This is a genomic window from Falsiroseomonas selenitidurans (assembly GCF_012103215.1).
GTDB classification, from domain to species: domain Bacteria; phylum Pseudomonadota; class Alphaproteobacteria; order Acetobacterales; family Acetobacteraceae; genus Falsiroseomonas; species Falsiroseomonas selenitidurans.
The window spans coordinates 1-25,773 of the sequence record NZ_JAAVNE010000008.1 but is presented as its reverse complement, the minus strand read 5'-3'; the positions used below and the strand labels follow the sequence as shown (position 1 = coordinate 25,773).

At 69.8% G+C, this 25,773-nt stretch carries 23 protein-coding genes; 6 read left to right on the top strand and 17 right to left on the bottom strand.

Translation table 11 applies throughout. The features are described from left to right. The first annotated feature begins 114 nt into the window (after nucleotides 1-114). A complete protein-coding gene (locus HEQ75_RS06925) occupies nucleotides 115-1,032 on the top strand; it encodes a hypothetical protein (protein ID WP_168028623.1) in 918 nt (305 codons plus the stop codon). Nucleotides 1,033-1,062: 30 nt separating this feature from the next. Here HEQ75_RS06925 and HEQ75_RS06920 read toward each other — a convergent pair whose 3' ends face one another. Genes HEQ75_RS06920 through HEQ75_RS06905 form a run of 4 tightly spaced genes read right to left on the bottom strand, consistent with a single transcriptional unit; the run spans nucleotide 1,063 to nucleotide 6,280 of the window. Continuing rightward, nucleotides 1,063-1,848 carry a class I SAM-dependent methyltransferase gene (locus tag HEQ75_RS06920; protein WP_168028621.1) on the bottom strand — a complete coding sequence of 262 codons (786 nt, stop codon included), beginning with the start codon at nucleotides 1,846-1,848 and terminating at the stop codon, nucleotides 1,063-1,065. Nucleotides 1,849-1,884: 36 nt separating this feature from the next. Then, the gene (locus tag HEQ75_RS06915) at nucleotides 1,885-2,760 is read right to left on the bottom strand and encodes an FkbM family methyltransferase (protein ID WP_168028619.1); all 876 of its coding nucleotides are present in this window, start codon (nucleotides 2,758-2,760) and stop codon (nucleotides 1,885-1,887) included. A 17-nt stretch (nucleotides 2,761-2,777) separates the two neighbouring features. Continuing rightward, nucleotides 2,778-3,818, bottom strand: a complete 1,041-nt coding sequence (locus HEQ75_RS06910) for a glycosyltransferase family protein (protein ID WP_209318391.1) — start codon at nucleotides 3,816-3,818, stop codon at nucleotides 2,778-2,780. 5 nt (nucleotides 3,819-3,823) lie between these two features. Then, on the bottom strand, nucleotides 3,824-6,280 hold the full coding sequence (locus HEQ75_RS06905; RefSeq protein ID WP_168028617.1) for a glycosyltransferase family 4 protein: 2,457 nt from the start codon (nucleotides 6,278-6,280) through the stop codon (nucleotides 3,824-3,826). 238 nt (nucleotides 6,281-6,518) lie between these two features. On the opposite strand from HEQ75_RS06905, the gene HEQ75_RS06900 reads away from it, so the two are divergent. Then, nucleotides 6,519-7,952 (top strand): NAD-dependent succinate-semialdehyde dehydrogenase, encoded by a 1,434-nt coding sequence (locus HEQ75_RS06900; protein ID WP_168028615.1) that lies wholly within the window; start codon nucleotides 6,519-6,521, stop codon nucleotides 7,950-7,952. 52 nt (nucleotides 7,953-8,004) lie between these two features. Here the strand turns inward: HEQ75_RS06900 and HEQ75_RS06895 are convergent, their stop codons facing one another. The 4 genes from HEQ75_RS06895 to HEQ75_RS06880 all read right to left on the bottom strand — a co-directional run bounded on the left by HEQ75_RS06895 (nucleotide 8,005) and on the right by HEQ75_RS06880 (nucleotide 12,126). Next, complete coding sequence (locus HEQ75_RS06895; protein WP_168028613.1) at nucleotides 8,005-9,174, bottom strand: mandelate racemase/muconate lactonizing enzyme family protein; 1,170 nt, start codon at nucleotides 9,172-9,174, stop codon at nucleotides 8,005-8,007. Continuing rightward, complete coding sequence (locus HEQ75_RS06890; RefSeq protein WP_168028611.1) at nucleotides 9,171-10,148, bottom strand: Bug family tripartite tricarboxylate transporter substrate binding protein; 978 nt, start codon at nucleotides 10,146-10,148, stop codon at nucleotides 9,171-9,173. The genes HEQ75_RS06895 and HEQ75_RS06890 overlap by 4 nt, the downstream gene beginning before the upstream one ends. A 19-nt stretch (nucleotides 10,149-10,167) precedes the next feature. Next, entirely contained in the window at nucleotides 10,168-11,118 is a 951-nt protein-coding gene (locus HEQ75_RS06885; protein ID WP_168028609.1) for a dihydrodipicolinate synthase family protein, read from the bottom strand. Nucleotides 11,119-11,202: 84 nt separating this feature from the next. Further along, the gene (locus tag HEQ75_RS06880; protein ID WP_168028607.1) at nucleotides 11,203-12,126 is read right to left on the bottom strand and encodes an NAD(P)-dependent oxidoreductase; all 924 of its coding nucleotides are present in this window, start codon (nucleotides 12,124-12,126) and stop codon (nucleotides 11,203-11,205) included. A gap of 24 nt (nucleotides 12,127-12,150) precedes the next feature. On the opposite strand from HEQ75_RS06880, the gene HEQ75_RS06875 reads away from it, so the two are divergent. Continuing rightward, nucleotides 12,151-12,981, top strand: a complete 831-nt coding sequence (locus HEQ75_RS06875; protein WP_168028605.1) for an IclR family transcriptional regulator — start codon at nucleotides 12,151-12,153, stop codon at nucleotides 12,979-12,981. On the opposite strand, the gene HEQ75_RS06870 is transcribed toward HEQ75_RS06875, so the two are convergent. Further along, nucleotides 12,982-13,992: an aromatic ring-hydroxylating dioxygenase subunit alpha gene (locus tag HEQ75_RS06870; protein ID WP_168028603.1), complete on the bottom strand. Its 1,011-nt coding sequence runs from the start codon at nucleotides 13,990-13,992 to the stop codon at nucleotides 12,982-12,984. A gap of 245 nt (nucleotides 13,993-14,237) precedes the next feature. On the opposite strand from HEQ75_RS06870, the gene HEQ75_RS06865 reads away from it, so the two are divergent. Genes HEQ75_RS06865 through HEQ75_RS06855 form a run of 3 tightly spaced genes read left to right on the top strand, consistent with a single transcriptional unit; the run spans nucleotide 14,238 to nucleotide 17,822 of the window. Then, nucleotides 14,238-15,056, top strand: coding sequence for a creatininase family protein (locus HEQ75_RS06865; protein ID WP_168028601.1), 819 nt, complete (start codon nucleotides 14,238-14,240; stop codon nucleotides 15,054-15,056). Beyond that, the gene (locus HEQ75_RS06860; protein WP_168028599.1) at nucleotides 15,049-16,416 is read left to right on the top strand and encodes an FAD-binding oxidoreductase; all 1,368 of its coding nucleotides are present in this window, start codon (nucleotides 15,049-15,051) and stop codon (nucleotides 16,414-16,416) included. Before HEQ75_RS06865 ends, HEQ75_RS06860 begins: the two co-directional genes overlap by 8 nt. Continuing rightward, a complete protein-coding gene (locus tag HEQ75_RS06855; RefSeq protein WP_168028597.1) occupies nucleotides 16,413-17,822 on the top strand; it encodes an FAD-binding oxidoreductase in 1,410 nt (469 codons plus the stop codon). The genes HEQ75_RS06860 and HEQ75_RS06855 overlap by 4 nt, the downstream gene beginning before the upstream one ends. On the opposite strand, the gene HEQ75_RS06850 is transcribed toward HEQ75_RS06855, so the two are convergent. From HEQ75_RS06850 to HEQ75_RS06815, 8 genes are all read right to left on the bottom strand, one after another. After that, a complete protein-coding gene (locus HEQ75_RS06850; protein ID WP_168028595.1) occupies nucleotides 17,823-18,557 on the bottom strand; it encodes a proteasome-type protease in 735 nt (244 codons plus the stop codon). Nucleotides 18,558-18,608: 51 nt separating this feature from the next. Further along, nucleotides 18,609-19,148 carry a hypothetical protein gene (locus HEQ75_RS06845; RefSeq protein WP_168028593.1) on the bottom strand — a complete coding sequence of 180 codons (540 nt, stop codon included), beginning with the start codon at nucleotides 19,146-19,148 and terminating at the stop codon, nucleotides 18,609-18,611. 390 nt (nucleotides 19,149-19,538) lie between these two features. Continuing rightward, entirely contained in the window at nucleotides 19,539-20,492 is a 954-nt protein-coding gene (locus HEQ75_RS06840) for an alpha-E domain-containing protein (RefSeq protein ID WP_168028591.1), read from the bottom strand. Nucleotides 20,493-20,498: 6 nt separating this feature from the next. After that, nucleotides 20,499-21,998: a circularly permuted type 2 ATP-grasp protein gene (locus HEQ75_RS06835; protein WP_456237384.1), complete on the bottom strand. Its 1,500-nt coding sequence runs from the start codon at nucleotides 21,996-21,998 to the stop codon at nucleotides 20,499-20,501. Between the two features lie 29 nt (nucleotides 21,999-22,027). Beyond that, nucleotides 22,028-22,822, bottom strand: coding sequence for a DUF1194 domain-containing protein (locus tag HEQ75_RS06830; RefSeq protein ID WP_168028589.1), 795 nt, complete (start codon nucleotides 22,820-22,822; stop codon nucleotides 22,028-22,030). Continuing rightward, on the bottom strand, nucleotides 22,819-24,525 hold the full coding sequence (locus tag HEQ75_RS06825; RefSeq protein ID WP_168028587.1) for a gamma-glutamyltransferase family protein: 1,707 nt from the start codon (nucleotides 24,523-24,525) through the stop codon (nucleotides 22,819-22,821). The genes HEQ75_RS06830 and HEQ75_RS06825 overlap by 4 nt, the downstream gene beginning before the upstream one ends. 85 nt (nucleotides 24,526-24,610) lie before the next feature. Beyond that, complete coding sequence (locus tag HEQ75_RS06820; protein WP_168028585.1) at nucleotides 24,611-25,168, bottom strand: nucleoside 2-deoxyribosyltransferase; 558 nt, start codon at nucleotides 25,166-25,168, stop codon at nucleotides 24,611-24,613. 58 nt (nucleotides 25,169-25,226) lie between these two features. Further along, on the bottom strand, nucleotides 25,227-25,773 hold a 547-nt coding region (locus HEQ75_RS06815), incomplete at its 5' end, for a hypothetical protein (RefSeq protein WP_209318390.1).

Here is a 25,773-nt window from a genome sequence, read left to right as displayed (position 1 = left end):
TTCCCCGACAGTGCCAGGGTGGTACGGTTCTTTGAACGATGGACACTCGATGAAAGATGCACGTCGACGGAACGATAAAGCGATTTGTCCTATCAAAGACATCTGGCATGCCAAATGAAGATAGTCTTCCACGTCGGTATGCCGAAAGCTGGATCGACTTCGATCCAACTCGCCTTGGCGAGCGCCCGCGACTCCTTGATCGAACAAGGAATTTACTTCAACGTCGCAGATCCGTCTGTCGCATCGGATTACCTGATCTACGACCTTGCTATGCGCCGCGACGCAAAGTGCCTGAACGATTTGCTGAGCAGGAGGGCAGAACAGGCAATTGGGCACGGCTGCAGCACCGTCATGCTGTCGGCAGAGCGCATTTTTTCCATTGCGGGGCACCCTGATGAATTTCAGGGGCTTCTTGATGCCCTCAGAGGCAACGCAGATACGGTTGAATTCATCATGGTCAGTCGTTCGTTAACTGACGTCCTGCGTTCCTATCTGGAGCAGATTATCTACAACGGCTCCCTGTCGCTGTCCGACAACCGATTGGCCCCATGGTGGATCGCGTGTGCGAAATCGTTCTGGAACCTCCCCGAACGGGTCTGTTCAGTTTCGTTTGAACTCGCGGGGCAGAATGGCGGGTTGATCCAATGTTTTTTTGATGCCCTCGGAATCACTGTATCGGCGCCGGATATAAGAGCAAACCGAACCCCACCTCGGTCCCTGGCCTTCGCGACATCCTTGGGAATCATTTGCCAAGCCGAGGCAAAATCAAGATCGGTCGATGTCAACTCGCCAATGATCGATCAACTCAGGACAGAGATCACGTCCAGCTTCGACTCGTTTCTCTCATCACAACCGAGCGAGGAAACCGAGCGCGTGCTGGGCTACCTCGACCAGAAAATACGCTCGAGCCTCGAAGGTTATATCGTGAGCTCCAGCGCCATAGCGCCGGATGACGATATCATATTTTACGAAAATCTCTACAGAAGACTGAGGATCTGCAATTTAGATCAAATCCCCACGCAGGCAACGTGAACCGCCCGAACCCACGGCCTCTAGGCGATGTCATGTTCCCGATGCATCCGCTGAATTCATCTTCCGGAAGAGAGCGACGATCTGGAAGGTCCGCAACACATCCTCGGCGTAAACTTCCGACAGTGCATCCGGTATCTTGGCATCGGTCTTATTCTGCTGTTCCCGGACGAGCTTGAAGCCGGAAGCGGTCACCCGGCTGAGGAGATGCTTGGGAGTGATACGGTTGAGAGTGCTGAACATGCTCCACAACTGCTGCGACCGCTCGCGGGAAATTCTTGGGCTGTGCCGGATCGCGCCTTCAAGATCGGAGAGCTGCCATTCCAGATGCTGCCAGTGCGTCAGACCGATTTCCCAGAGATGAGAACCTTCCGGAGAGAAGAACAATGGAGCAATCTGGACAAATAGCCCACCGTCGCTGTTTAGGGCATCATTCATATCCTGGAGAATTGAATCCAAGATGGAGAGATGGACATGTTCGAAAACAGACCAGCTGAACATCATATCGTAGGGGCGGTCTGGGATTTTTTCGCCCGGGCGGATCGTATAGAATTTCAGGTTGGGCGGCAGCTCGGTCAGGCTGGAATATTTCTGTAGATTTTGTAGCAGCTGGTCGCTTTCGGAATTGACATCGATTCCGATTACCGTGGCGTTCGGAAACCGCGTCGCCATGCCGAAGGCGGTAAACCCGCCCCCGCAGCCAAAATCGAGGATGCGCTTACCGTCCAGGTCACCGAGCACAGAAGTCCAGCTCGCGATGTGGTCGGCCAATTCGTTGACCTTGACGTGCATCGATGGATCGCTGATCGTGTAATTCATCGATGGTCTTTCTGTTTTACGAGGGAATACACTTTTTCACTCGGGCTGCCAAACTGGCACAGCGATACCTGCGCGGGAATCCAACCGGTGCGGCGCGGCCTCCGGCACCCCGGTCACCTCCGGCAGGTCCGGCGCCCGGCCCGGCTCCGGCAGCGCCAGTACGCCCATCTCCGTGCGCCACCAGGCATTCTGCTCCTCGCCCCGCCAGTTGGCGCGGTTGAAGGGGTGGGTCTCCAGCCAGTGGCAGGCGTAGCCAAGGGCCGAGAGAATCGCCAGCGACTCGGCAAGTCCATTCGTCTGCACCACCTCGAAGAAGATCGCCGGGCGGTCTTCCGCGATCAGCTGGCGCGCGCCGGCCAGCACCGCGGCCTCCATCCCCTCCACGTCGATCTTCAGCAGGCAGGTGCGGCGCGGGCGGGCCAGCGAATCGAGCGGCAGCACCGGCACCAGCGCGCTGGGCGGCGGTGGCAGCGCCACGGGCTGGCCAGGCACCCAGGCCACGGGAATGGCGCCATGCGCGGCCTGGACCAGGCTGTAGCCGCCGCTGTTGTCGGCGACGGAGGCGGCCGGCGCCACCATCACGCCGCCATGGGTGGACCCGCAGGCGGCCTGGGTGATGCTGGCATTGCCGGCCCGGTTGACCAGACAGTTCACCTGCGCCAGCGCCGCGGCCTGCGGCTGGGGCTCGAACCCCCAGACCAGGGCGGCGGGGTGACGACGGGCGAAGGCCAGCGTGTGGGTGCCGATATTGGCACCGACATCCAGCACCAGCCCGTCCGCCCGGATATGCGCCGACAGCAGATGCACCTCGTGCTCCGCCCATTCGCCGTACAGGCGCAGCGCACGTGAGATCACGCGATCCGCCGCGAAGCACAGCATCGGGCCGTAGCGCGTGGCGATCGTCTCGATCATCCGCCCGTTCCTCCCCTTCAGGCCAGCAGCGCCGGCGCCTCCACCCGCAGCCAGGGCAGGAAGCCGTCGTCGGTCACTGTGAAGGGATCGGTGAAATGGTTCATCAGGTCCTGCCGCGTGCGGTACAGCACCCGCACCGCCTTGGGGATCGGCGTGCCGTCCGAGAAGGTGCCATAGGTCCACCAGCCACGCGGTATGCCCGGCAGGGCGCGGGAGGCGATGGCGCGTTTGTACCAGGTCCAGACCTCGAATACCGCCAGGTTGCCACGGGCGTAGCGGTCGGTCATCACATCGCCGGCGGAGCCGATCTTGGTGAAATGGTAGAATCGCAGCGGCGCGCCGTTCACCAGGATGTCGCCGCCCCGTTCGATGCTGAGCCGACGGCGGGAGAGGTTCCAGCTGGCCACGTTGAAGCCGGGGTCGCGTTCCACATGCACGTCCGGGAACAGGCCGGGCACGTGGTCGCAGTATTTCTGGTCGGTGAAGATACCGTTGGCGACGTCGTCATAGCAGGCGCGCTTCAGACAGCCGGCCCACCAATCGGCCATCGCCCGGCCGGTGGCATCGTTGCGCACCGCGAGGAAGCCGAGGTTGAAGATGCCATAGCGCATCGAGGTGTGCTCGTTGTCGGCGAAGGCCCAGTCCGTCGCGTTGGGCTCCACCTGGTGCGGCGTCAGGACGATGGAGGCGGTGTCCAGCCGGCGCACGATCGGGGCCAGGTCGTGGAACACGGCGATGTCGGGGTCCAGGTAGATGACCTTCTCCGCACCGCTGGCCAGCAGGTGCTGCAGGGCCCGGCCCTTCACCGCGGTGCAGGCCTCGACGATGTCGTGGCGGAAGATCCAGCCGGACCAGCCGTCCGGGTATAGGTCCTCTGCGTCGATCACGTGGTCGAATTCGCCGGCCCAGGCGCTGTTGTCGAAGCCGGGTGGCGGACGGTCCACCATCACGGCCCAAAGCGTCCAGTCCGGGTGCCGGCGGCGCAGACTGGCAGCCAGCGTGCGGGCGCGGGAGAGATAGGCGTAGGTGAAACTGGTATAGGCGTGCACATCGGCCATGCGACCTACTCCACCGCCTGCGGTCGGAACACCAGCGCCGCTGTCGTCCCGGCATGGGAAAGCGTGCCGCGCGGCTGCATGTAGCGGGCACGCAGCCGGGCATAGGCGATGGCCTTGCCGCTGCGGAAGAAGTCCACCAGCGCGTCGCCATCGGGCAACACCTGGCCGCGATCCGTGCGCTGGATGGTTGTCGCGACATTGCCGCTGTCGGCCACGGTGATCACATCGCACCCCGCCGCCAGCGCCTCATAGGCCACATAGGAGAAGGTTTCCGGCCAGGGTGAGGCGATGACCACCAGGTCGATGGCGTGCTGCGCCAGCAGCCCCACCATGGCGCTGCGGTCCTGCGGGCTGACCACCGCCGGCACGCGCTGCAAGGGCGGATGGCTGGTGAAGGCGGAGGGCGTGCCGAAATGGTAGAAGTCGTAGCCGGGGTTGGCACCGACCGCTTCCACCGCCTGCACGAAGACGTCCCATCCCTTGTGCACGCCGGGCCAGCCGATATAGCCGACCCGCACCGGATGCGCAGCCGTGCCGATTGCCTCCGCCGGGCGCGGATCGCGTGCCGCGCTGGCGGCGGAGAGCCGGCAATGCTCCACCGTCACGACCGCGGCGGCCGGCAGGTCGCTGCCGCGCAGCCAGACCTCCCGCGCCGCATCCGAGGGGGCGACCACGGTGAAGGACAGCGCATCGAACAGCCGTCGCATCCGAGCGAGGTGCGGCGGCCGCGACTCACCGAAGATGCAGACGGAACAGGCCACCGAATCGGGTGGCGGGGCGCCGCAGAACGCCACCTCGTTGCGCAGCAGGTTGAAGCCGGTGCAGATCGAGGAATAGTCATGCACCCAGTAGAAGGCGCGGCCCGGCTGCAGCGCCAGGCAGGCGCCGAGCAATCCCTCGATGGAATGACCCAGGGCGCAGTGGATGGCGACCAAGCGCTCCGCCGGCATGTCCGCGCGCAGGTCGGCGAGCGTCGCGGCGATTTCCGCATCCGTCGCAACGCCCGCAACCTCGCCATCCAGCACAAGGCGGGTCAACGTCTCCTCGGCCGGCGCGCCGCGCAGCGTCAACCCGCCGCGCAGGGGCGACAGGTGGATGTAGGCGTAGCCACGCTCGTTGAAGCGCTGCTGTTCATCCGCGATGAAGATCTGCGTGCCGCCGGTGACCAGGGGGTAGCAGTCATGGCTGACCGACAGCACCACGCCACGGGCAGCGAGGATCACCGCGGCGAGACGGCGGCGCAATGCCGCCGGGTCCAGGCGATCATGCTCGGGTGTCACGTAATGGTCGGTCTTGCGCTCGGGCGGCAGCAGCGTGTCCAGCAGGCGCCGGCGCGCGTCGCCAAGCCGCTTCGGCAGGCGGCCCTCGCGCCGCCCGTGCAGGAGGAAGTGCAGGAAGGGGTTGATCCCCTGCCCGGCCACATCCTCGTTGGTCTGCAGGTAGTAGCCGGTGCTGAACCAGGGCGCCGGGTCGCGGCCTTCGGTCCAGCCGGTTTCCGCGAAATGGCGCAGCGGGTCGATTCCGGAAGCGGCCACGTCGCCATTGGCCGCAAGGTAGAAATCGGCGTCGAAATGGGCAGCCATGGCTGCCATCGACGGATCCTCCGGCAAGGGGTCCGGCACCCGCACGCGCGGCAGTTCTGGCGGCGCGGCCAGGAAGGAAGCCATCGCGGACTGCCATTCCAGCATCATCAGCCGCCGCTCAAGGCGCAGCGACTCGTCTGCCGGCTGGGGTGGCGCGGCCGGGTCCGGCCCGGCGGCGGCCGGCAGCGGTGCGGCTGGCGCCGGGCGCTGCGGCTCGTTCGCGGAACCGGAGCGGCGCCGGCGCGAAATGCCCTGCGCACCTGCCGCGACCTGCGCGATCGCTGCGGCCTTCGCACGTTGTGCCATCGCGATGGCAGCAATCGGCGGCGGCAGGCGGCCCAGCACGCCCGCCGGCGCTTCCCCACAGGGTGCGACATAGCCGGGGCGTGGCAGCCTTCCCTCAAGCCAGCCACGGAAGCAGTAATGTGCCGCGGCGCTGAACCTCGGCGGCGGCCGGAAGCCGAGACCGGCACTGTAGTGACGTGCATCGACCACCGGCGCGGCCATCGCCACCCAGTCCATGCTCGAGCGGCCGAAGGCCATCTCGTTCAGCGTCGCAATCGGTATCCCCGGTGAAAAGTTCCGCCCCTCGGCAAACCCGACCGTAACGTAGTGCAGAAGCGGGTTGATGCCGAGCCGGCCGACATCCGGATTGGCCATCAGATAGCCGTTCGTTTCAAAACTGGCGCTCGGATTGCGGCCTTCGAGCCAACCGATGGCACGAAAATGCGCCAATGCTGCCCTGTCGTCCAGATGGGCCAGGTCCGGGTAGGCGCTCCGGTAGAAATAGGCGTCGAAATGCCGCAGCATCCGGTCATCCTGGCCGTCGTCTTCGACCGCCCGATCCAGCCCAGCGATCTCGTCCAACGGCTCGGTCATTGCCAGCGATCATCCCAGTCCGGTTCCAGGCCCGAATGCATTAGCCCGGCACCCCGAACCACACCAGATCATGAGTTGACAGAGCTGATCTGGGCAGCCGCGCCCACCGAATTTGCACGCGCCCCGCCCGGGTGTCAAAACGGGCCGCCGCCACGGGATGCGGCGCCGAACCCGCGCCGCGACGAAGGCGATCAGGTCGGCGGTGCGGACGGCAGCGGGCACAGCAAGGGAGAAGCGCATGTATCCGGACACCCAGCTCTTCATCGACGGCACCTGGCGCCCCGCGCGCGGCGGCCGCAGCCTGCCCGTGCTGAACCCGGCGACGGAGGAGGTGATCGGCCAGGTGGCGCATGCCTCCACCGACGACCTGGACGAGGCGTTGGCGGCGGCGGCGAAGGGCTTCGCGCTGTGGAAGAAGGTCTCGGCCTATGAGCGCTCCAAGCTGATGCGCAAGGCGGCGGACATCTTCCGCGGCCGCGCCGACACGATCGCGCAGTACATGACGCTGGAGCAGGGCAAGCCGCTCGCCGAGGCGAAGATGGAGGTGCTGGCCGCCGCCGACATCATCGACTGGTTCGCCGAGGAATCGCGCCGCGCCTATGGCCGCGTCATCCCGGCCCGCGCCGAGGGCGTCTACCAGCTGGTGGTGAAGGAGCCGGTCGGCCCCGTCGCCGCCTTCACGCCGTGGAACTTCCCGATCAACCAGGTGGTGCGCAAGCTGTCCGCCGCGGTGGCGACCGGCTGCTCCATCATCGTCAAGGCGCCGGAGGAAACCCCTGCCTCCCCGGCCGAGCTGATCCGCGCCTTTGCCGATGCCGGCCTGCCGGCGGGTGTCGCGAATCTGGTCTTCGGCGTGCCGGCCGAGATCAGCGAATACCTGGTGCCGCATCCGGTGATCCGGAAGGTGACCTTCACCGGCTCCACCCCGATCGGCAAGCACCTGGCCGCGCTGGCCGGCGCGCACATGAAGCGGGTGACGATGGAACTCGGCGGCCATGCGCCGGCGATCGTCTTCGACGACGCCGACCTGGAACATGCGGCCAAGACCCTGGCCGGCGCCAAGTTCCGCAATGCCGGGCAGGTGTGTGTCTCCCCCACCCGGTTCCTGGTGCAGGAGAAGTCCTACCCGGAATTCGTCGAGCGCTTCACCGCCATCGCCAAGGCGCTGAAGGTCGGCGCCGGCATGGATGGCGACACGCAGATGGGCCCGCTGGCGCATGAACGCCGGGTGCCCTGGGTGGAGGGCCTGGTGGCCGATGCGCGGCAGCGCGGCGCCGAGGTGCACACGGGCGGGGAGCGCCTGGGCAACAAGGGCTATTTCTACCAGCCCACGGTGCTGACCGGCGTTGGCAAGGACGCCCGCATGATGAACGAGGAGCCCTTCGGCCCCGTTGCCATGATCGCCCCCTTCAGCGACCTGGACGAGGTGGTGGAGGAAGCCAACCGACTGCCCTTCGGCCTGGCCTCCTATGCCTTCACCCGCAGCGCGAAGACGGCGAATGCCATCGCTGCCCGCGTCGAGTCGGGCATGATGACGATCAACCATCTCGGCCTGGCGCTGCCGGAAGTGCCCTTCGGCGGCATGAAGGACAGCGGCTACGGCTCGGAAGGCGGGTCGGAGGCGATCGAGGCCTATCTGAACACGAAGTTCGTGACCCAGGCGGGGCTGTAGGGCCCCCTCACCCAACCCTCTCCCCCCCGGCGGGGGGAGAGGGCTTTCCGGGTCAGTGGCTTGTGGCGTGCTGCCACACCGCCGCGTTCGGCACGACGCCCAGCCCCGGCCCCTCCGGCAGCCTGTACTCGCCGGCCTCGCAGGCCATGTCGCCGTCGAGGAACCGCAGGTTCCGGTCGAAGATCGAGTGCTGGTATTCGTGCCCGTCGCAATGCTGCAGCGCGACGGAGGCCTGCAGGCTGGCGGCCTGGAAGATGCCGATGCCGATCGAGGCGTGCGGGATCACCCGGCAGTGGAAGGCTTCCGCCATCCGGCCGATCTTCATGAACTCCGTCACGCCGGTATGCGCCATCTCCGGCTGCACGATGTCCATGCAGCGCGCCACCAGGCGCGGGCGGTATTCGAAGGCGGTGCGCCATTCCTCGCCCAGCGCGATGGAGGTGCGGGCCTTGGCCGCGACCTCGCGCTGCCCCTCCAGGTCCTCGGCCTGCACGGGCGCTTCCGCGAACCAGAGGTCATGCGCGTGCATGCGGTCGATAAGCCGGGTGGCCGCCAGCGCGGTGTGCTTCCAGTGCATGTCGCAGGCGATGCGGATGTCGGGGCCGAGCGCGCGGCGCAGCGCCGCCATCTCCGCCACCTCCCCCCTCTCCGCCACCGCGGCGGCGAATTTCACCGCGGTGAAGCCGCGCCCGGCCCAGTCCTCGGCGAAGGCGACCCGCTCCGCCAGGCTCGGCTTCGGCAGGCCGGAGAGGTAGGCCGGCAGCGTGCCGTGGCGCCGCCCGCCCAGCAGGCGCGCCAGGGGCAGCCCGGCCAGCCGCGCCGCCACATCCCACACCGCGATGTCGAGCCCGGCCAGCGCATCGACGAAATAGCCGCCGAAGAAGCCGCGCACACGCATCGTGTCGTAGAGATCCTCGTGCAGCGGCACCGGGTCGCGCGGGTCGCGGCCCATCGCCAGCGGGCCGAGCAGGTCGGTGATGATCTCCGCCACCGCGCCGGGGGCGACGATGGCGTAGCACTCCCCCCATCCCACGGCCCCGGACTCCGTGGTGAGCTTCACCAGCACGGAGGTGTCGGTGGTGGGATAGACGCTGCGGTTGCCGGCGCGGATGAAGTAGCCGCGCTCATTCACCGCCTCCCCGGCCCGGAGCGGGCCGAGATAGGGCACCTCGCGCGGCACGACCACACGGAAGGCCTCGACGCGGGCGATGCGCTCGGTCATCCGGCGGTGATCCCGGTGCGGTCGATCAGCGCGCGGAAGGTCGCGGCCTCCTGCGCCATCATGGTGGCGAAGGCCTCCGGCGTATTGGGCGCGGCGACGGCGCCGAGGCCCGCCATGCGCTGCACCACCGCGGGGTCGCGCAGATGCGCCACGATGTCCGAATTCAGCCGCTGCACGATGGGCGCCGGCAGGCCGGCCGGGCCCATGATGCCGTGCCAGGGGCTGAGGCCCACGCCCGGCACCTGTTCCGCCACCGCCGGCAGGTCCGGCGCGAAGGGCAGGCGCTGCGGCGTCGGCACGGCGATGGCGCGCAGCCGCCCGGCCTGGACATGCGGCCAGGCGGTGGCGAAGCCGTCGATGGCCAGGTCCACAGTGCCGGCCAGCAGCTGCGGGATCATCTCCGAGGATCCGCGATAGGGCACATGCGTCATCGGCACGCCTGTCGCCTGGATCAGCATCTCCATGCCGAGATGCAGGCTGGTGCCGACGCCGGAGGAGCCATAGTTCAGCTTGCCCGGATTGGCCCGGAGATGGGCGATGAATTCCGCCAGGTTCGCCACCGGCACGCGCGCCGGGTTCACCACCAGGACGGAGGGGGTGATGGCGACGAGGCAGATGGGCGTGAAGCCGCGCACCGGGTCGTAGGGCACGCGGTCGCGCTGCAGGGCCGGGCCGATCGCGTTGGCGGCGATGTTGCCCATGCCCAGCGTGTGGCCATCCGGCGCGGCGCGGGCGACCAGGTCCATGCCGATGAAGCCGCCGGCGCCGGCGCGGTTCTCCACCACCACGGGCTTGCCGAGGCGCCCCTGCAGGTGTTCCGCCACCTGCCGCGCCAGCAGGTCCGCGATGCCGCCGGCGGTCAGCGGCACGATGAGGCGCAGCGGGCGGTCGGGCCAGGCGGCCTGGGCCCGGACCGGGCGTGGCAGCAGGGCCGCGAGCGGGCTCGCGGCCAGGGCACGGCGGGTGATGTTCATCCTCTTCTCCTCCCTTGCTTCAGTCGAGATGGGCGAGGCGGCGCAGCGCCGGCGAGAGTGGCGCGGGCCGCACCGAGAGCGGGCCGAGCAGCGCGGCGAAGCGGGCGATCTCGGCCATCCCGAACGCCGTCACCGCCGGCTCCGGCAGCCGCGGATGCACCGCTTCCAGCCCCATGCGCAGCGCCATCAGCCGCTTGCCATAGGCCAGCAGCAGCGGCAGCGAGCGGGACATGAAGACGATGACGGGCAGCACGGCGCGGTGCAGCGCCTCCGCCCGCTCGGTCTCGCCAGCCTGCCACAGGCGGAACACCGCCACCTGCGCGTCGATCAGCTCCGGCGCCGGGATCAGCCCCTGGCAGCCGCTGCGCAGCGCCGTCGGCCATTCGATGCCGCCATGGCCGGCGAAGACGTCGCAGGTCTTCGCCGCCTCCTGCGCGAAATCGGCGACGGAGACGGCCGGGCCTTCCGCCTTCATCAGGCGGATGTTCGGGTGCCGCCGGTGCAGCGCCAGCAGCGCCGCGGAGGAGACCGAGACCTCCATGTTCAGCGGGTTGTTCTGGATGCCCACGGGCAGCACGGCACGGTCAGCGACCTCGCCCAGGAAGCGCAGGATCTCGGCCTCCGCCACGCCCTTCACCGGCGGCGGCTGCAGCACCGCCCAATCCGCGCCGCGCACCTTGGCTTCCGCGATGAAGTCGAGCTGGCCGTGGACCGAGACCTCCGCCACCGTCGCCATCAGCGGCACGCGCCCGGCGATGCGCGCGGCGGCCCATTCGACGATGTCGAGGCGTTCGGCGGTGGAGAGGCGGAACACCTCCGTCACCAGGCCGAGCACGGCGATGCCCTGGCAGCCGGCGGCCAGGCAGACATCCACCTGGCGTTCCAGCGCGGCACGGTCCAGCCGGCCATCCGCGGTGTAGTAGGCGTACAGGATCGGGTGCACGCCGGACTGGCGCGGCAGGGTGGACACAGGCTTTCCTCCATCCCACCCAAGTTTCATTTAATGAAACCTGGTTTTGTTGGATGAGAGGATGCGACCCGCGTGCCCGCCGGGTCAAGCCTTTCCTTGCAGCAGCGCCTCGGTCAGGGATGCCACGACATGCGCGCCCATCGCGTCCCGCGTCTCCACCGTCGCGCTGGCGATGTGTGGCGCCAGCACGACGTTGGGCAGCGCGGCGAAGCGGGGATCGACGCGGGGCTCATCCTGGAACACGTCGAGCCCCGCACTGCCCAGCCCGCCATCCTCCAGCGCCGCCAGCAGCGCCGCTTCCTCCACCACCTCGCCGCGCGCGATGTTCACCAGCGTGCCCGCCGGCCCCAGCGCCCGGATCACCGCCGCATCCACCAGGTTGCGGTTGGCCGCGCCGCCGGAGGAGGCGACCATCAGCAGGTCGCTGTCCCGCGCCAGGGCCAGCGGCGTGGCGTGGAAGGGGATGTCGAGGCCCGGGCGCAGGCTGCGCGCGCAGTAGCGCAGCGCAAGGCCCGCGGCCGCGGCGCGGCGGGCGATGGCGGCGCCGATATGGCCGTAGCCCAGCAGCCCCAGCCGCTTGCCCTGGATGGACCGGCCGAAGGGGAAGCCCTGCCCCGCCGCCCAGGCGCCGCCGCGCACATGCGCATCCGCCGCCACCAGTCGCCGCCGCGCCATCACCAGCAGCGCCATGGCGAGGTCCGCCACCTCCTCCGCCAGCACGGCGGAGGTGGTGGTCAGCCGGATGCCGCGCGCGGCCAGCGCCGCCGCATCGATGTTGTCCGTGCCGGCGCTGAAGCAGGCCAGGATGCGCAGGCCCGGCAGCAGGTCCAGCAGCGCGGCATCCACCCTCTCCCGCCCCGTGGCGACCAGGCCGGCGATGGCGGGGCCGTGGCTGGCCAGCGCGGCCTCGGCCTGGTCCGGCCCATGCACGGTGAAGCGTTCGGCCAGCGCCGCGCGGGCGGCGGGCTGGACCATCGGGGTCAGGACAAGGATCTCGGGCTTTGCCATGCGCGCTCCGGGGATGGTGTTCCGATGGTCGGAACCATGTTTCACTTCATCATGGTCCCGCCCCAACCCGTCAACCGGCCCGCCCCCGAGCCGCCCCGCAGCGTCTTCGCCCGCCACATCGAGGTGCTCGCCCTGATCGCCGAGGCCGCCGAGCCGCCGCGCTTCGGGGACCTTGCCGCCGCCACCGGTCATTCCAAGGCGACGCTGCACCGCATCCTGGCCGCGCTGCAGGAGGAAGGCCTGGTGCGGCCGGACCCGCGCGGCGGCTGGCGCCCGGGGCTGCGGCTGGTGCACTTCGCCAGCCGCGCCTGGTTCGGGCTGGACCTGCCGCAGGCCGCGGCGGAGGAGATGGCGGCGCTGCGCGACGCGACCGGGGAGACGGTGCGGCTCGCCGTGCTGCGCGGGACGGAGATGCTCTACCTGGCGCAGCTGGACAGCCCGGAGCCGGTGAGCTTCCGGCTGCGCGTCGGCGCCAGCGGCCCGGCCTATTGCAGCGGCACCGGCAAGGCGGTGCTGGCCTTCCTGGACCCGGCGCAGCGCGCCGCGCTGCTGGATGCCGTGCCGCTGGAACGCCACACGCCCCGCACGCTGGTGGACCGCGCGGCGCTGGAGCAGGATCTGGTGGCCGCCCGCGCCCAGGGCTTCGCCCTGGATGATGGCGAGCAGGCGGCGGAGGTGCGCAGCCTGGGGGCGCCGATCCTGGACCGCCAGGGCCGGCCGCAGGGCGCCATCAGCCTGACCGTGCCCGCCTTCCGCCGCGACCGTGCCGCGCTGCTGGCGCTGGCGCCGCTGCTGGTGGCCGCCGCCGGGCGCATCGCCGCACGGCTGCCGCCGGGATTCCGGGCGGAGGTCTAGCTACTCGGCCGCCACCGTCTCCCGCTCCCGTGCGATCATGCGGGCCAGCATCCGGCGCATCAGCACGCCGGGGCGGTCGGAGGGCATGTTCATCTCGATGCCCGTCTGGTCCAGCGGCACGTCGGGGTCGGTGCTTTCCAGGATGTCGCGGTCCTCATCGGTCACGATGCGGTCGAAGGCGATGACATCCGCCGCCTTGGCCTGTTCCTCGGTGTCGTTGCGGAACACGAACTGCACCACCATGGAGGACGCATCGTCGATCGGCGTGGCGCAGGTGACGATGGAGTGGCTGAGGCCGTTCGGATACTGGATGCGCAGCTTGCGCAGGAAGGGCGCGTACCAGCGGCCGCGCATGTGGCGGACGGTGGTGTCGCTGTCCATGTTCAAGACCTTCTTCTGGATCTCGGGATTCCGCACCGGAACCTCCGTGATCATCATGAATCCGTCCGCATGCTCCTCGATCTCCAGCCTCGCCGGCTCGGGGTGCCCCTGGTCGCCGAAGCTCGTGCGATGCACGAAGGCGAAATGGGCATTGTCGAAGCTGTTCTCCATCAGGCGCAGGCCGGCGCAGGTCCAGACCTCGTAGAATTCGTCGATGCGGCGGAAGCCGAGGCCCTCCTCCTCGAAATCCGGCAGCGGATAAAGCGGGTCTTCCAGCGCCACCCAGACATGGCCGTAGCGGATCTCGGCCGGGTAGGACGGCACGCGCATGTTGGTGGCGCCCTGCCGGTCCACCGGGCGCTGCGGCACCCGCATGACGCGGCCATCCGCCGCGAACTCCCAGCCATGGTAGCCGCAGGCCAGCCGCCCGGCGGTGTAGAAGCCCTTGGAGAGCTTCGCGGTGCGATGGCAGCAGCGGTCATCCATCGCCGCCGCCCTGCCCTCGCCATCCAGCCAGATCACCAGATCCTGGCCGAGCAGGCGGAAGGGCTTCGGACCCTCGGCCAGATGGCCCACCGGCATGACGGGATACCAGAAGCGGCGCAGCAGAGGGGTCTCGGTGGGGCGCATTGGCTGGGTGCTCCTTGCTGCCGCCAGCCTGCGAAAGCCGCCGCGGCGGTTCAAGCGGCGCGGGGCCGAGGCAGGCGGCAGCCAGGCGCCGCGTGGCGCGGATTCGCTGTCTTCGACGGCAGGCTGCCCGCATCCTGGGCAGGCATCGCCGCGGATGGGCAGGGCATGACGGCGGATGGCCCCTCGCCCCCCTCGCGCCGGCGCGATATCACCCCATGTCCCGATCCGCCACGAAAGGTCCCGCCATGGCCCCGCTTCCGACCCGCTACTGGCAGGACCTGCCCTGGCCGGCCTTCAAGACGCTGCCGGCCAACACCGTGGCCGTGCTGCCGGTGGCGAGCATCGAGCAGCACGGGCCGCACCTGCCGGTCTCCGTGGACACCACGATCAACCAGGGCGTCATCGCCCGCACGCTGAAGGTCGCGGCCGCCGATCTGCCGGTGCTGGTGCTGCCGACGCAATGCGTGGGCTGTTCGGTGGAGCATCTGCGCTTCCCCGGCACCGTCACCACCAGCCCGGAGACGCTGCTGTCCCTGGTGACGGATATCGGCGCCAGCGTGGCACGCGCCGGCGTGAAGCGGCTGGTGATCGTCAACAGCCATGGCGGCAATGTCTCCGTGCTCGACATCGCGGCCCGACGCATCCGCATCCAGCACGGCATCCTGGCGATCAACGCCATGTGGGCGCGCATGGGCAAACCGGAGGCGCTGCGCGACCCGGTGGAGGGCAGATACGGCATCCATGCCGGCCGTGACGAGACCAGCGTGATGCTCGCCCTGACACCGCACCTGGTCCACATGGACAACGCCAGGAACTTCGTCAGCCGCTGGCAGGGCGTGGCGAACAGCGCGCCCAACATGGCCCCCGATGCCGGCGCGCCTCTCGCCTGGCAGGCGCAGGACCTCAACCCGGCCGGTGCCGTCGGCGATGCGTCGCTGGCCACTGCCGAGATCGGCGAGCAGCTGCTGGATTTTGCGGCGGAGAAGATGGCGACGCTCTGGGCACAGGTTGCCGCCTTCGATGCGGAAGGTTTCCTGGCCAACGAGCCCTCCGCCCATGGCTGACATGGCGGCGCTGGCCGCAACGCTTTCGGGGATTGAGCTGTCCACCGACCGCGCCCTGCTGCGGCAGAAATCGCGCGACTTCTACTGGTACAGCCCGATCCTGAAGGCGCAGCTGGACGGCAAGGCGGCGGAGCTGTTCGCCCGGCCGCGCGACGAGGCGGAGGTGCTGCGCATCCTTGTCGCCGCCCGCACGGCCCGCGTGCCGGTGACGGTACGCGGCGGCGGCACCGGCAATTACGGGCAATGCGTGCCGCTGGAAGGCGGCATCGTGCTGGACATGACCGCCATGGCCGCGCCGATCGGCATCACCGATGGGGTGGTGGAAGTGGAGGCCGGGGCGAAGATGATCGACCTCGACCTCTGGGCGCGGGAGCGGGGGTGGGAGCTGAAGCTCTGGCCCTCCACCAAGCGCACCGCGACCATCGGCGGCTTCGTCGCCGGCGGCGGCGCCGGGGTGGGCGGCATCCACCACGGCACGATGCGCGAGCGCGGCAACTTTTGCGGCGCACGGATCGCCACGATGACGGACCCGCCCTGCATCCTGGACCTGGAGGGCATTGCGGCCAATCCGGTGAACCGCACCTACGGCACCACCGGCGTGCTGACGCGCATCCGCGTGCCGCTGACGCCGGCGCAGGATTGGCGCGACGTCGCCATCGCCTTCCCGGATTTCACCCAGGCCAGCCGCTTTGCGCTGGAGCTGTCCTTCGCGGATGGCATCCCGAAGAAGATGTGCGGCGTCTTCGACAGCCAATTGCCGCCCTTCTTCCGCGGCCTGGCCGATGCGGTGCCGGCGGGGCATGCGCTGGCGCTGGTGATGGTGGCGCCCGGGGCGCTGCTGGCGTTGCGCGAACTGGCGTCCGAACATGGCGGTACCATCGTCGCGGAGCAGTCCACCGTGGCGGCGGAGCGCGATGGCGATGCCACGCCCTTCTACGAATACTGCTGGAACCACACCACGCTGCAGGTGCTGAAGAAGAATCGCGGCGTCACCTACCTGCAATGCCGCTTCCCCTTCGAGGGCACGCTGGAAGCCCTGGAAGCCGTGCGCATTCCCTTCCGCGAGGAGGTCTGGATGCACACCGAATGCGTCCGCTTCGGCGGCCGCCTGACCATGTCCGCCCTGCCCGTCATCCGCTGGACCAATGCGGAACGGCTCGCGGCAATCATGGCCGCCTTCGAGGCGCAGGGCATCGGCATCGCCAACCCGCATGTCCTGACCATCGAGGAAGGCAGCAACTACCGCCGCGTGCCGGGCGACCAGCTCGGCTTCAAGCAGCGCGTCGATCCGCTGGGCCTGCTCAACCCCGGCAAGATGCGCGATTTCACGCCCCTGGACGCACCCGTGGAGGCCGCATGACCGTGCAAGCCGTGATGGCGGAAACCCCCGCCATCGAATGGATCACCGACCCGGCCCTGGTGCGCCAGCGGTCGCGCGACTTCTTCTGGTACTCCCCCGTGCTGAAGCGCCAGCTCAACGGCGTGACGGCGGAAGCGGTGGCCTGCCCGAGGGATGAGGCGGAGGTCATCGCCGTGATGGCCGCCTGCGTGAAGCACCAGGTGCCGCTGACGCCGCGCGGCGCCGGTACCGGCAATTACGGCCAGGCCATGCCGCTGAAGGGCGGCGTGGTGCTGGACCTGATGGGGCTGAACCGCGTGGTCTGGGTGAAGCCCGGCGTGGTGCGCGCCCAGGCCGGCATCAAGCTGATCGAGCTGGATGCGATCACCCGGCGGGAGGTGCGGGGCGAACTGCGCTTCCACCCCTCCACCAGGCGCACCGCGAGCCTCGGCGGCTTCATCGCCGGCGGGTCCTCGGGCATCGGGTCCTGCACCTATGGCAAGCTGCGCGAGGCCGGCAACATCCTGGGCCTGCGCGTCATCACCATGGAAGCCACGCCGCGCGTGCTGGAGTTGCGCGGCACCGACATCGACAAGGCCAACCACGCCTACGGCACCAACGGCATCATCACCGAGGTGGAGATGCCCCTCGCCCCGGCCTGGGACTGGGTGGATGTGCTGGCCGAATTCCCGGACACCATCGCCGCGGCGCGGTTCGCGGAAGCGCTGGTGGCCAGCGACGGCATCGCCAAGAAGATGGCCGGCGTGGTCGCGCCCGGCGTGGCGCAGCGCTACTTCAAGCCCTTCATGCAGATGCTGCCGCCGGGCCGCGCCGCCGCGCTGGTGATGGTGGCGGAGCCCTTCCTGGACCTGCTGGCGCCACTGCTGGACCGCTTCGGTGGGCGGCGCCTGTACGCCGTGCCGACCGAGCAGGCGGAGACGCCGCTGTACGAATTCACCTGGAACCACACCACGCTGCAGGCCCTGAAGGTGGATCGCGGCCTGACCTACCTGCAGACCCTGTTCCCCGCGCCGCACCACTTTGACCTCGTGGCGAAGATGGATGCGCTGTTCGGCGAGGAGGTGATGCAGCACCTGGAGTTCGTCCGGCTCGGCGGCGTGGTGTCCTGCTTCGGCCTGCAGCTGGTGCGCTACACCACGGAGGAAAGGCTGCGCGAGATCATCCGCATCCATGAGGATGCCGGCGCGCCGATCTTCAACCCGCACGCCTTCACGCTGGAGGAAGGCGGCATGAAGCGGATCGATTCCGAGCAGCTGGACTTCAAGCGCGTGGCGGACCCGCACGGCCTGCTGAACCCCGGCAAGATGATCGCCTGGGACGACCCGGACTGGACCCCGGAACGCAAGCAGGGTTTCTACCTGTACGGCCAGGCCGATGCGCCGGAGGTGGAGGAAATCCTCGAATAGTCAGCCCAGCCAGTCCGGCCGCGGCAGCGCCTGGTAGGCCTCGCGCAGGCTTTCCGACCAGCGCTGCCGCAGGAAGGCGAAATAGGGATCATCCTCCGTGATCCGCCGCTTCAGCGCGACGGCCAGCGCATCGCGGCGGATCACCGTCAGGTCGATCGGCAGGCCGACGGTCAGGTTGGATCGCAGCGTGCTGTCCATGCTGATCAGCGCCAGCGTCACCCCATCGGCCAGCGGCGTCGTGGGGTTCAGCACGCGGTCCAGGATCGGCTTGCCGTATTTGTGCTCCCCCACCTGCAGGAAGGGCGTATCCGCCGTCGCCTCGATGAAATTGCCGGCGGCATAGACCAGGAACAGCCGCGGCGCCGCGGCGCCGATCTGCCCGCCGAGCAGGATGGCGACATCGAAGCCGATGCCCTGGGCGCGCAGGCCGGGCCCATCGGCCTCGAACACCTCCCGCACCGCGGCGCCGACCAGCTGGGCGGCGCGGAACATGCTGGGCACCTGCGCCAGCGTCGTCGCCACACCATCCAGCCGCACGCCTTCCTGCAGCCGGTTCCAGACTGCCTGCGTCACGGCGAGGTTGCCCGCCGTCAGCAGGGCCAGCACACGCTCCCCGGCCTGTTCGTGCAGGTAGGTCTTGCCGAAGACCGAGATGTTGTCGACGCCCGCATTGGTGCGGGTGTCCGACAGCATCACCAGCCCATCCTCCAGCAGCAATCCGACGCAATAGGTCATGGCCGCGAAGAAGGCCCGGCGCCGGGCCCGCGGTCAATGGTCATGCGCGTTTCAGCCGGTATAGCACCACGCCGTGCAGGCGGACCGCGCGGGCATGTCGCCCTCCACCACCAGGTTCAGCACCACCTGGCCCTGCTGCGCCCCTGCCGCGCCGCCGCACTGGTCCCACAGCACGTCGAAACTGTACTTGCTGTCCTCCAGCCTGCCCTGCGGGTTCAGGAAGCCGACCGAGACGCAGCCCTCGAGGTGGGAGGCATGGTTGGCGGGGTGCATCAGGATGTTGCCCTGCTTCTCCTCCGCCTTGCGGCCGAGCCAGGGGTTGATCACATAGGAACCGTAATGGCCGTTCCAGTAGATGGTGGAGTTGCGGTAGGTCTGGCCGCCCTTCATGTGCATGTAGCCGTCCATGCGCTCGATCGTCTCGAACATCAGGCCGTGGACCCACAGCTCGCCCACCAGGCCATGCGCAGTCTGCATCACCGGCCGGCCATCCTTCACCAGCGGCTGCTTGTCCGGGCCCTTCACCTGGTAGCGGTTCTGCACGTAGCTCCTGCCGCGCCTGTAGGTGACGGTGACACTGTTGCTGGACATCGGGGCTGCTCCTCACCAGGGTTCGTGATGCGCCCAGTATGCCGCGGCGGCACCGCGGCCCCTGTTCCCGGGGGAACAGCGCCGCTCAGAGGCCGTTTGATGCCTCGCGCAGGAAGTCCCGACCTGCGGCCCGAGGGGCCGAGCGGGCGCCGCGGCCAGTGCCGCGAAGCCAAGGGCCGCGGACGCGGACCGCCCGGCGGTTGAGGCGCACGAAGGCGAAACCTTCCTGCGCCGGGTGTGAGAATACCGGCGGGTCGGTTCGGCGGCGCCTTTGCGCCCCTGCGGCGTCGCCGACCTTGCCGATGCAACCAGCATCGGCGGCGCCCGGCGCCCTGCAGGGCCGACAAATCGCCTGCCGCCCCTCCGCCGCCGGCGTGCTCAACCGGTCTCTCAGCCGGAGAGATAGAGCGCCTGGATGGCGCGGCCGAGTTCGATGTTGCGGTTGATCTGCGCCGTCAGCCAGTCGTGCAGGCCGCGCGCCAGGATGTCCTCCATGCGGCCCTTGGCGAGCCGGTCCTGGATCTCCGCCGCGATGCGCTGCGGGTCGCCGCGGCGGCCGCCCGTCGCCTCGGCGATGCCTTCCAGCGCATGCAGCACGCGCCCATGGCAGGAAACCAGCGAGCGCGGCAGTTCCGGCCGCACCACCAGCATCTCCGCCACCAGCCCCGGCCGCAGCCGCGTGTGGTACAGCCATTGGAAGGACCGCAGCGCGGAGACGGAACGCAGCAGCGCCTGCCACTGCGCATAGGCCACCGCCCCCTCGCTGCCCGGGCCGGCCAGCGCGTCATGCTTCGAATCAAGCAGCCGCGCGGTGTTGTCGGCGCGTTCCAGCATGACGCCGAGATGCACGAACAGCCACCCTTCGTCGCGCAGCATGGTGTCCGCCGCAGCGCCGTTGAACAGATGCGCGCGCGCCCGCACCCAGTCGAGGAATCCCGGCAGCCGGTCCGCATCCGCAGCGGTCGGCGCCAGCAGCCGCATCTCCCGCCAGGTGTCGTTCAGCGCTTCCCACATGTCGACGGTCAGCGCCGTGCGGACGGCGCGGCCATTGCCGCGCGCGGCCTCGATGCAGGCGGCGATGGAGGACGGGTTGCGCGCATCCAGCGCCAGCCAGCGGATCACCGCTTCCGCCGTCACCGCCGCATGGTGTTCGCGGTAGCCGGGCTCGGCGCCGGCGGCGACCAGCAGGCTGTGCCATTCGTTGAGCAGCCCCTCCTCCGGCCCGCCCAGGCTGCTGCCGAGGCCGGACATGCGCAGCGCCACCTGCATCCCGCGCGCCAGGTTGCCGGCGCGTTCGGTGTAGCGGCCCATCCAGAACAGGCTGTCCGCGGTGCGGGAGAGCATCGGGCGTCAGCCTTGGGACTGGGATTGCGACTGCGACTGGCCGGCGCCGCGCTGGGATTGCGACTGGCTCTGGCCCGGGGGCGGCGAGGGATCGACCACCCAGGTGTCCTTGGTGCCGCCGCCCTGGGATGAATTGACCACCAGCGAACCCTCCCGCAGCGCCACGCGCGTCAGCCCCCCCGGCACGATCCGCACCTCCTTCCCGGTCAGCACATAGGGCCGCAGGTCGACATGGCGCGGGGCGATCGAATCGCCCGCCAGGGTCGGCACGGTGGACAGCGCCAGCGTCGGCTGGGCGATGTAGTCGGCCGGGCGGGCCAGGATGCGGCGGGCGAATTCCTCGCGCTGTTCCGGCGTGCTGTGCGGGCCGATCAGCATGCCGTAGCCGCCGGAACCGCGCGCCAGCTTCACCACCAGCTCCGCCATGTTGGCCAGCACATAGGCGCGTTCCTCCTCCCGCTCGCAGAGGAAGGTCGGCACGTTCTGCAGCAGCGCCGTTTCGCCCAGGTAGAAGCGGATCATCTCCGGCACGAAGGGGTAGATCGCCTTGTCGTCGGCGATGCCCGCGCCCGGCGCATTGGCCAGGGTGACGTTGCCGGCGCGATAGGCGGCGAAGATGCCCGGCACGCCCAGCATGCTGTCCGGGCGGAACACCGTCGGGTCGAGGTATTCGTCGTCGATCCGCCGGTACAGCACATCGACGCGCCGCGGCCCGGCCGTGGTGCGCATGTAGACCACGTCGTCGCGCACGAAGAGGTCGGCGCCCTCCACCACCTCCACGCCCATCTCATCCGCCAGGAAGCAATGCTCGTAATAGGCGCTGTTGAAATGGCCGGGCGTCAGGATGGCGACGCTGGGCTCCCCCGGGCAGTTCGGCGGCGCGGCTTCCTTCAGCGTCTCCAGCAGGTCTTCCGGATAATGCCCGACCGGCGCCAGGCGATGGTTGGCACAGAGCCCCGGGAACAGCCGTAGCATCGCCTCCCGGTTCTCCAGCATGTAGGAGACCCCGGAGGGTGTGCGGCAATTATCCTCCAGGACGTAGAAATCATCCGCCCCGGTACGCACCAGGTCGATGCCGGAGATGTGGCTGTAAATGCCGCCGGGCGGGCGGAAGCCGGCCATCTCCGGGCGATAGGCCTCGTTCTCCAGCACCAGGGCGCGCGGGATCAGGCCGGCGGCCAGGATCTCCTGCTTGCCATAGACATCGGCCATGAACATGTTCAGCGCCCGCACCCGCTGGGTCAGGCCGGTGGCCAGGCGGTTCCATTCGGCGCGGGCCAGGATGCGCGGGATCACGTCGAAGGGGATCAGCCGTTCCGGGTCGCCGCCTTCGCCATAGACGGCGAAGGTGATGCCGACGCGGCGGAACAGCGCCTCCGCCTCCGCGCGCTTCGCCGCCAGGGCTTCCCGCCCATGCGCCTTGAGCCAGGCGTCGATCCCGGCATAGGCCGGGCGGACCTGGTCCGCCTCATGCATCTCGTCGAAGGCGCGGCCGGGTTCGGTCACCTTGTTTGATCCAGCATCCCCTGTCCTGTTCACGACCTTGGGGGAATTGCGCGCGGCTGGGAAGGGGCGGCGAGGGCCGTGGAATCGGCCGCCGGCGCCGGGATGCCCGCCGCATGGGCGGCGCCTGCCGCCGCCGGGTGCAGCGCCAACTCCCGCACCAGCTTGGCGCGCAGCGCGCGGGCGAAGTCGCGCCGGTCCTCCGCCACCATCACGAAGGCGCCCGCACCGCCGATGACATCGCGCCGGTAGGCCGCCTCCAGCCGCCCGCCGGACCAGGCGGAACTGGCCTCGATCGCCAGCGCGTTCACCACGATGCCCTGCGCCACCGCCAGGTCCCGCGCCTCCGCGGCCGGCACCAGGCTGCGGATGTCCGGCCCGTCGCCGGACAGGTCGATGGTGCGCGCCTCCGCCGCCCAGGGGGCCGCGGCGATCAGCGCGGTGGCGTGCAGGATGGCGTCGCCGATGGCGTTGTAGGACTGGCGGGAGCGCGGCGCATCGCGCATCGCCGCCCCGGCGGCGCGGGCGCCCTCGGCATCCGCCACGCGCATCCAGTCCACCACCGTCGCCGCGCCGCCGGGCGAACCCCATTCCACCATCGCCACCCCGATCGCGCCGAGCGGGCGGGAACGGATGGCCGACAGCACGGCGGGGTGCGCGATGGCCTCCGCCAGCCCGTCCCGCTGCAGGGCGAATTCATCCACGTCGATGGAGCCGGAGGCATCGACCGCCAACACCAGCAGCAGGTCGACGGCCGCCCCCTGCGCGGCCGCGCGCCCGGCGACCAGGGCAGGCGCAGCCAGCAGGGCGCGACGCGGCAGGATCATGAGGCGATGGCGTAGGCCGGGCGGCGCGGATCGGCGCCGGCGCGCTTGAGGCCGGCCGCCGCATCGTGCAGCACCACCTCCACGCTGCCGGCCAGCCAGGTCATCCCTGGCCAGTCCTTCACCTCATGCCCCATCGCCGCCAGCTCGGCGCGGGTCTCCGCCGGGATGCGGGATTCGACGGCCAGCCGGCCGGGGAAATACTCATAGGGCGCGAAGGAGGAGGGGAAGGAATAGCTGGCGACACGCGGCGCCTCGATCGCCTCCTGCACCTCCATGCCGAAATGCAGGATGTTGAGCATCACCTGCAGCATGGCCTGGATCTGCACGTCGCCGCCCGGCGTGCCGAAGGGCATCACGCCGCCGTCCTTCGTCACCACCATGGCCGGGTTCGGCGTCAGCCGCGGCCGTTTGCCGGGCGCGACGCCGGCCGGGTGCGCCGGGTCCGGCCGGTTCTGCGAGCCGCGGCCGGAGATCACCAGGCCGGTGCCCGGCACCACGGGCACGTTCCAGGACCCGTCGGAGGGGGTGGCGGAGAAGGCATTGCCCCAGCGATCCACCACCGCGACGTAGCTGGTATCCGCCTCCACCTTCGGCAGGTCGGCCCGCGTGGCCGCCGGCAGCTGGTTGCCGCGGCCGAGAATCGGCTCCGGCAGGCCGGGATGGGCGCGGATGAGGTCGATGGCCGCGGCGCGGGCGGCGATATGGCCGGGGGAGAGCAGCGCCTCCAGCGGCACATCCACCATGGCGGGGTCGCCGAAATGGTACTCCCGGTCCGCCAGGGCGCCCTTCAGCGCCTCCACGATCCGGTGGATATAGGCGGCCGAATTGTGCGCCAGCCCATCCAGGCCCAGCCGCTCCACGATCAGCAGCGCCTCGGCCAGGGCCGGGCCCTGGCACCAGGGGCCGCAGGTCAGCAGCGTGTGGCCGCGCCAGTCCCGCGCCACCACCGGCTCGATGCGGGAGCGGAACTGCGCCATGTCCTCGGCCGAGAGGAAGCCGCCTTCGGCCTGCACGAAGCGCACCACCTCCCGCGCCAGATCGCCCTTGTAGAAGGCGGCGCGGGCGGCTTCGAGGCCGGCCAGGCGGTCGCCGCCGGCGGCGCGTTCCTGGTCCACCATGTAGCCCAGGCTGCGCGCCAGATCAGCCTGCACGAAGCGCCGGCCGATCTCCGGGATGCCGCCGCCGGGCAGAAAGATGGCGGCGTTCTGCGGCCAGCGGCGATACTCGGCCTCATGCGCCGTGATGCTCTCCTGCAGCAGCGGGTACATGGCGTAGCCTTCCGCCGCGAAGCGGATGGCGGCGGCGGCGATATCGCCGAAGGTCATCGTGCCATGCCGGGCCAGCGCCTGGATCCAGGCATCGGGCGCTGCCGGCACCACCATCCGCCGCACGCCGGAGGGCATCCTGCCGCCATGCTCGCGCATGAAGACGTCGGGCGGCGTGGCGCGCGGCCAGTGGCCGAGGCCGGCGATGCTCTCGACCGTCCCATCCGCCAGGCGGATCAGGATCGGCGCCACGCCGGCCACGGAAACCAGGTCCGGCTGCAGCACGCCGAGCGCGAGGCCCGCGGCGCAGCCCGCATCCACGGCGTTGCCGCCGGCCTCCAGCACCGCAAATCCGGCCGCCGCCGCCAGGTAATGCCCGGCGCTGATGGCGTGGCGGGTGCCGCTGATGGTGGGGCGGCCGGGAAGGGTCTGGGTCATGGGCGGCTTTCGGCAGGTTGCAGGCCAGCCCTCCCAGGCTCGGCGCGGCAGGCGGCGCCTGTCAACCGGGAAGCGCCGGCCGGGCTCAACCGGCGGCCAGCGCCTTCAGGCAGGCCTCGAAGCCTTCCAGGTCCTGCCAGCGGCGTGCCGGCGCCACCGGTTTGCGCACCAGCAGCCCGCCGGCGGCGCGGATGCCGCCATCGATCATCAGATTGTCGGCCAGGCCGAAATCCTCCAGCGCCAAGCCCTCCGCATCCACGTCCCGCTCGCCGCGCCGGGCCAGCCCCTGGCCGAGGAAGCGGCGCGTGCGGTCGGAAAAGCCCAGCGCGTCGTTGCTGTAGCCGGCCACCGGCCGGCCGAGGGCGCGCATGAAGCCGAGCTCATACACCGTGCCGGCATCGGCGGAGGGGCCGCGGAAGGGCGTCAGGTTGGCCACCAGCGCGTCGCAGGCGCGGATATGCGCCTCGTTCCGCAGGTAGATGGCGTACCAGAGGTCGGCCTGCGCATCCGCCGCCGGGTCCGGCCGTGGGTCGGTGGGAAAGACGCCCTCCAGCCCGTGCCGGGCGCAGAGTCGCTTCTTCTCCGCCGCCATGGCGGCGGCGTCGGGCAGGAAGACATCGGGACCGGCGAGATAGACCTTCATCCCCCCATCATGCCCGAGCCGCCGCCGCCTGGCAGCCCGGGGGGGAATCAGCGCTGCGTCAGGCGCCCTGGTCCAGCGTCAGCTCCGCCAGCCTTCCCATCACCCCGGCGGGGCAGAGGTTGTCCAGGTCCGAGGCCGCGGTGAAGGCGTCCCGCGTCTCCACCTGGCGGGGCAGGTCCAGCGTCTCCAGCACCGTGGTCCGTACCGAATCCTCCAGCCGGCGGACGCCGCCGCGGATCTGGCCCACCAGGGTGAAGACCCCGCCCAGCGCCACCGCGTCGCCGCTATCCGTCGCCGTTCGGGTCAGGTCGCGGACCCAGCTCTGCGCCACCGCGAAGCCGGAGCTGCGCGTCATTTCCTTGAACACCGACAGTGCGCAGGAATCCAGCGGGTTGCGCGGCATCTGGCCGAGCAGTTCCGCCTGCGCCAGCGCGTCCTGGCCCAGCGCCTCCAGCGCCTGCGCCCCGGCGCTGCCCTGGGTGAGGTTGGCCGAAGCCGAGGCCGAGGCCGCGCCAAGGCCGGCGACGGTCGCCGTGCCGAGCGCCGCCGCGCCGCCCCCGGAAGCGGCGCCGCCCGCTGCCGCGCCGACCGAGGCAGCGGCGGCG

Coding starts and splice junctions, on each gene's coding strand:
- HEQ75_RS06840 (WP_168028591.1), bottom strand. CDS start 20,492: ATGCTCTCCCGCACCGCGGACAGCCTGTTCTGGATGGGCCGCTACACC.
- HEQ75_RS06915 (WP_168028619.1), bottom strand. CDS start 2,760: ATGATCGAGACGATCGCCACGCGCTACGGCCCGATGCTGTGCTTCGCG.
- HEQ75_RS06920 (WP_168028621.1), bottom strand. CDS start 1,848: ATGAATTACACGATCAGCGATCCATCGATGCACGTCAAGGTCAACGAA.
- HEQ75_RS06830 (WP_168028589.1), bottom strand. CDS start 22,822: ATGATCCTGCCGCGTCGCGCCCTGCTGGCTGCGCCTGCCCTGGTCGCC.
- HEQ75_RS06825 (WP_168028587.1), bottom strand. CDS start 24,525: ATGACCCAGACCCTTCCCGGCCGCCCCACCATCAGCGGCACCCGCCAC.
- HEQ75_RS06855 (WP_168028597.1), top strand. CDS start 16,413: ATGACCGTGCAAGCCGTGATGGCGGAAACCCCCGCCATCGAATGGATC.
- HEQ75_RS06925 (WP_168028623.1), top strand. CDS start 115: ATGAAGATAGTCTTCCACGTCGGTATGCCGAAAGCTGGATCGACTTCG.
- HEQ75_RS06900 (WP_168028615.1), top strand. CDS start 6,519: ATGTATCCGGACACCCAGCTCTTCATCGACGGCACCTGGCGCCCCGCG.
- HEQ75_RS06865 (WP_168028601.1), top strand. CDS start 14,238: ATGGCCCCGCTTCCGACCCGCTACTGGCAGGACCTGCCCTGGCCGGCC.
- HEQ75_RS06895 (WP_168028613.1), bottom strand. CDS start 9,174: ATGACCGAGCGCATCGCCCGCGTCGAGGCCTTCCGTGTGGTCGTGCCG.
- HEQ75_RS06860 (WP_168028599.1), top strand. CDS start 15,049: ATGGCTGACATGGCGGCGCTGGCCGCAACGCTTTCGGGGATTGAGCTG.
- HEQ75_RS06850 (WP_168028595.1), bottom strand. CDS start 18,557: ATGACCTATTGCGTCGGATTGCTGCTGGAGGATGGGCTGGTGATGCTG.
- HEQ75_RS06870 (WP_168028603.1), bottom strand. CDS start 13,992: ATGCGCCCCACCGAGACCCCTCTGCTGCGCCGCTTCTGGTATCCCGTC.
- HEQ75_RS06820 (WP_168028585.1), bottom strand. CDS start 25,168: ATGAAGGTCTATCTCGCCGGTCCCGATGTCTTCCTGCCCGACGCCGCC.
- HEQ75_RS06905 (WP_168028617.1), bottom strand. CDS start 6,280: ATGACCGAGCCGTTGGACGAGATCGCTGGGCTGGATCGGGCGGTCGAA.
- HEQ75_RS06890 (WP_168028611.1), bottom strand. CDS start 10,148: ATGAACATCACCCGCCGTGCCCTGGCCGCGAGCCCGCTCGCGGCCCTG.
- HEQ75_RS06845 (WP_168028593.1), bottom strand. CDS start 19,148: ATGTCCAGCAACAGTGTCACCGTCACCTACAGGCGCGGCAGGAGCTAC.
- HEQ75_RS06910 (WP_209318391.1), bottom strand. CDS start 3,818: ATGGCCGATGTGCACGCCTATACCAGTTTCACCTACGCCTATCTCTCC.
- HEQ75_RS06880 (WP_168028607.1), bottom strand. CDS start 12,126: ATGGCAAAGCCCGAGATCCTTGTCCTGACCCCGATGGTCCAGCCCGCC.
- HEQ75_RS06875 (WP_168028605.1), top strand. CDS start 12,151: ATGGTCGGAACCATGTTTCACTTCATCATGGTCCCGCCCCAACCCGTC.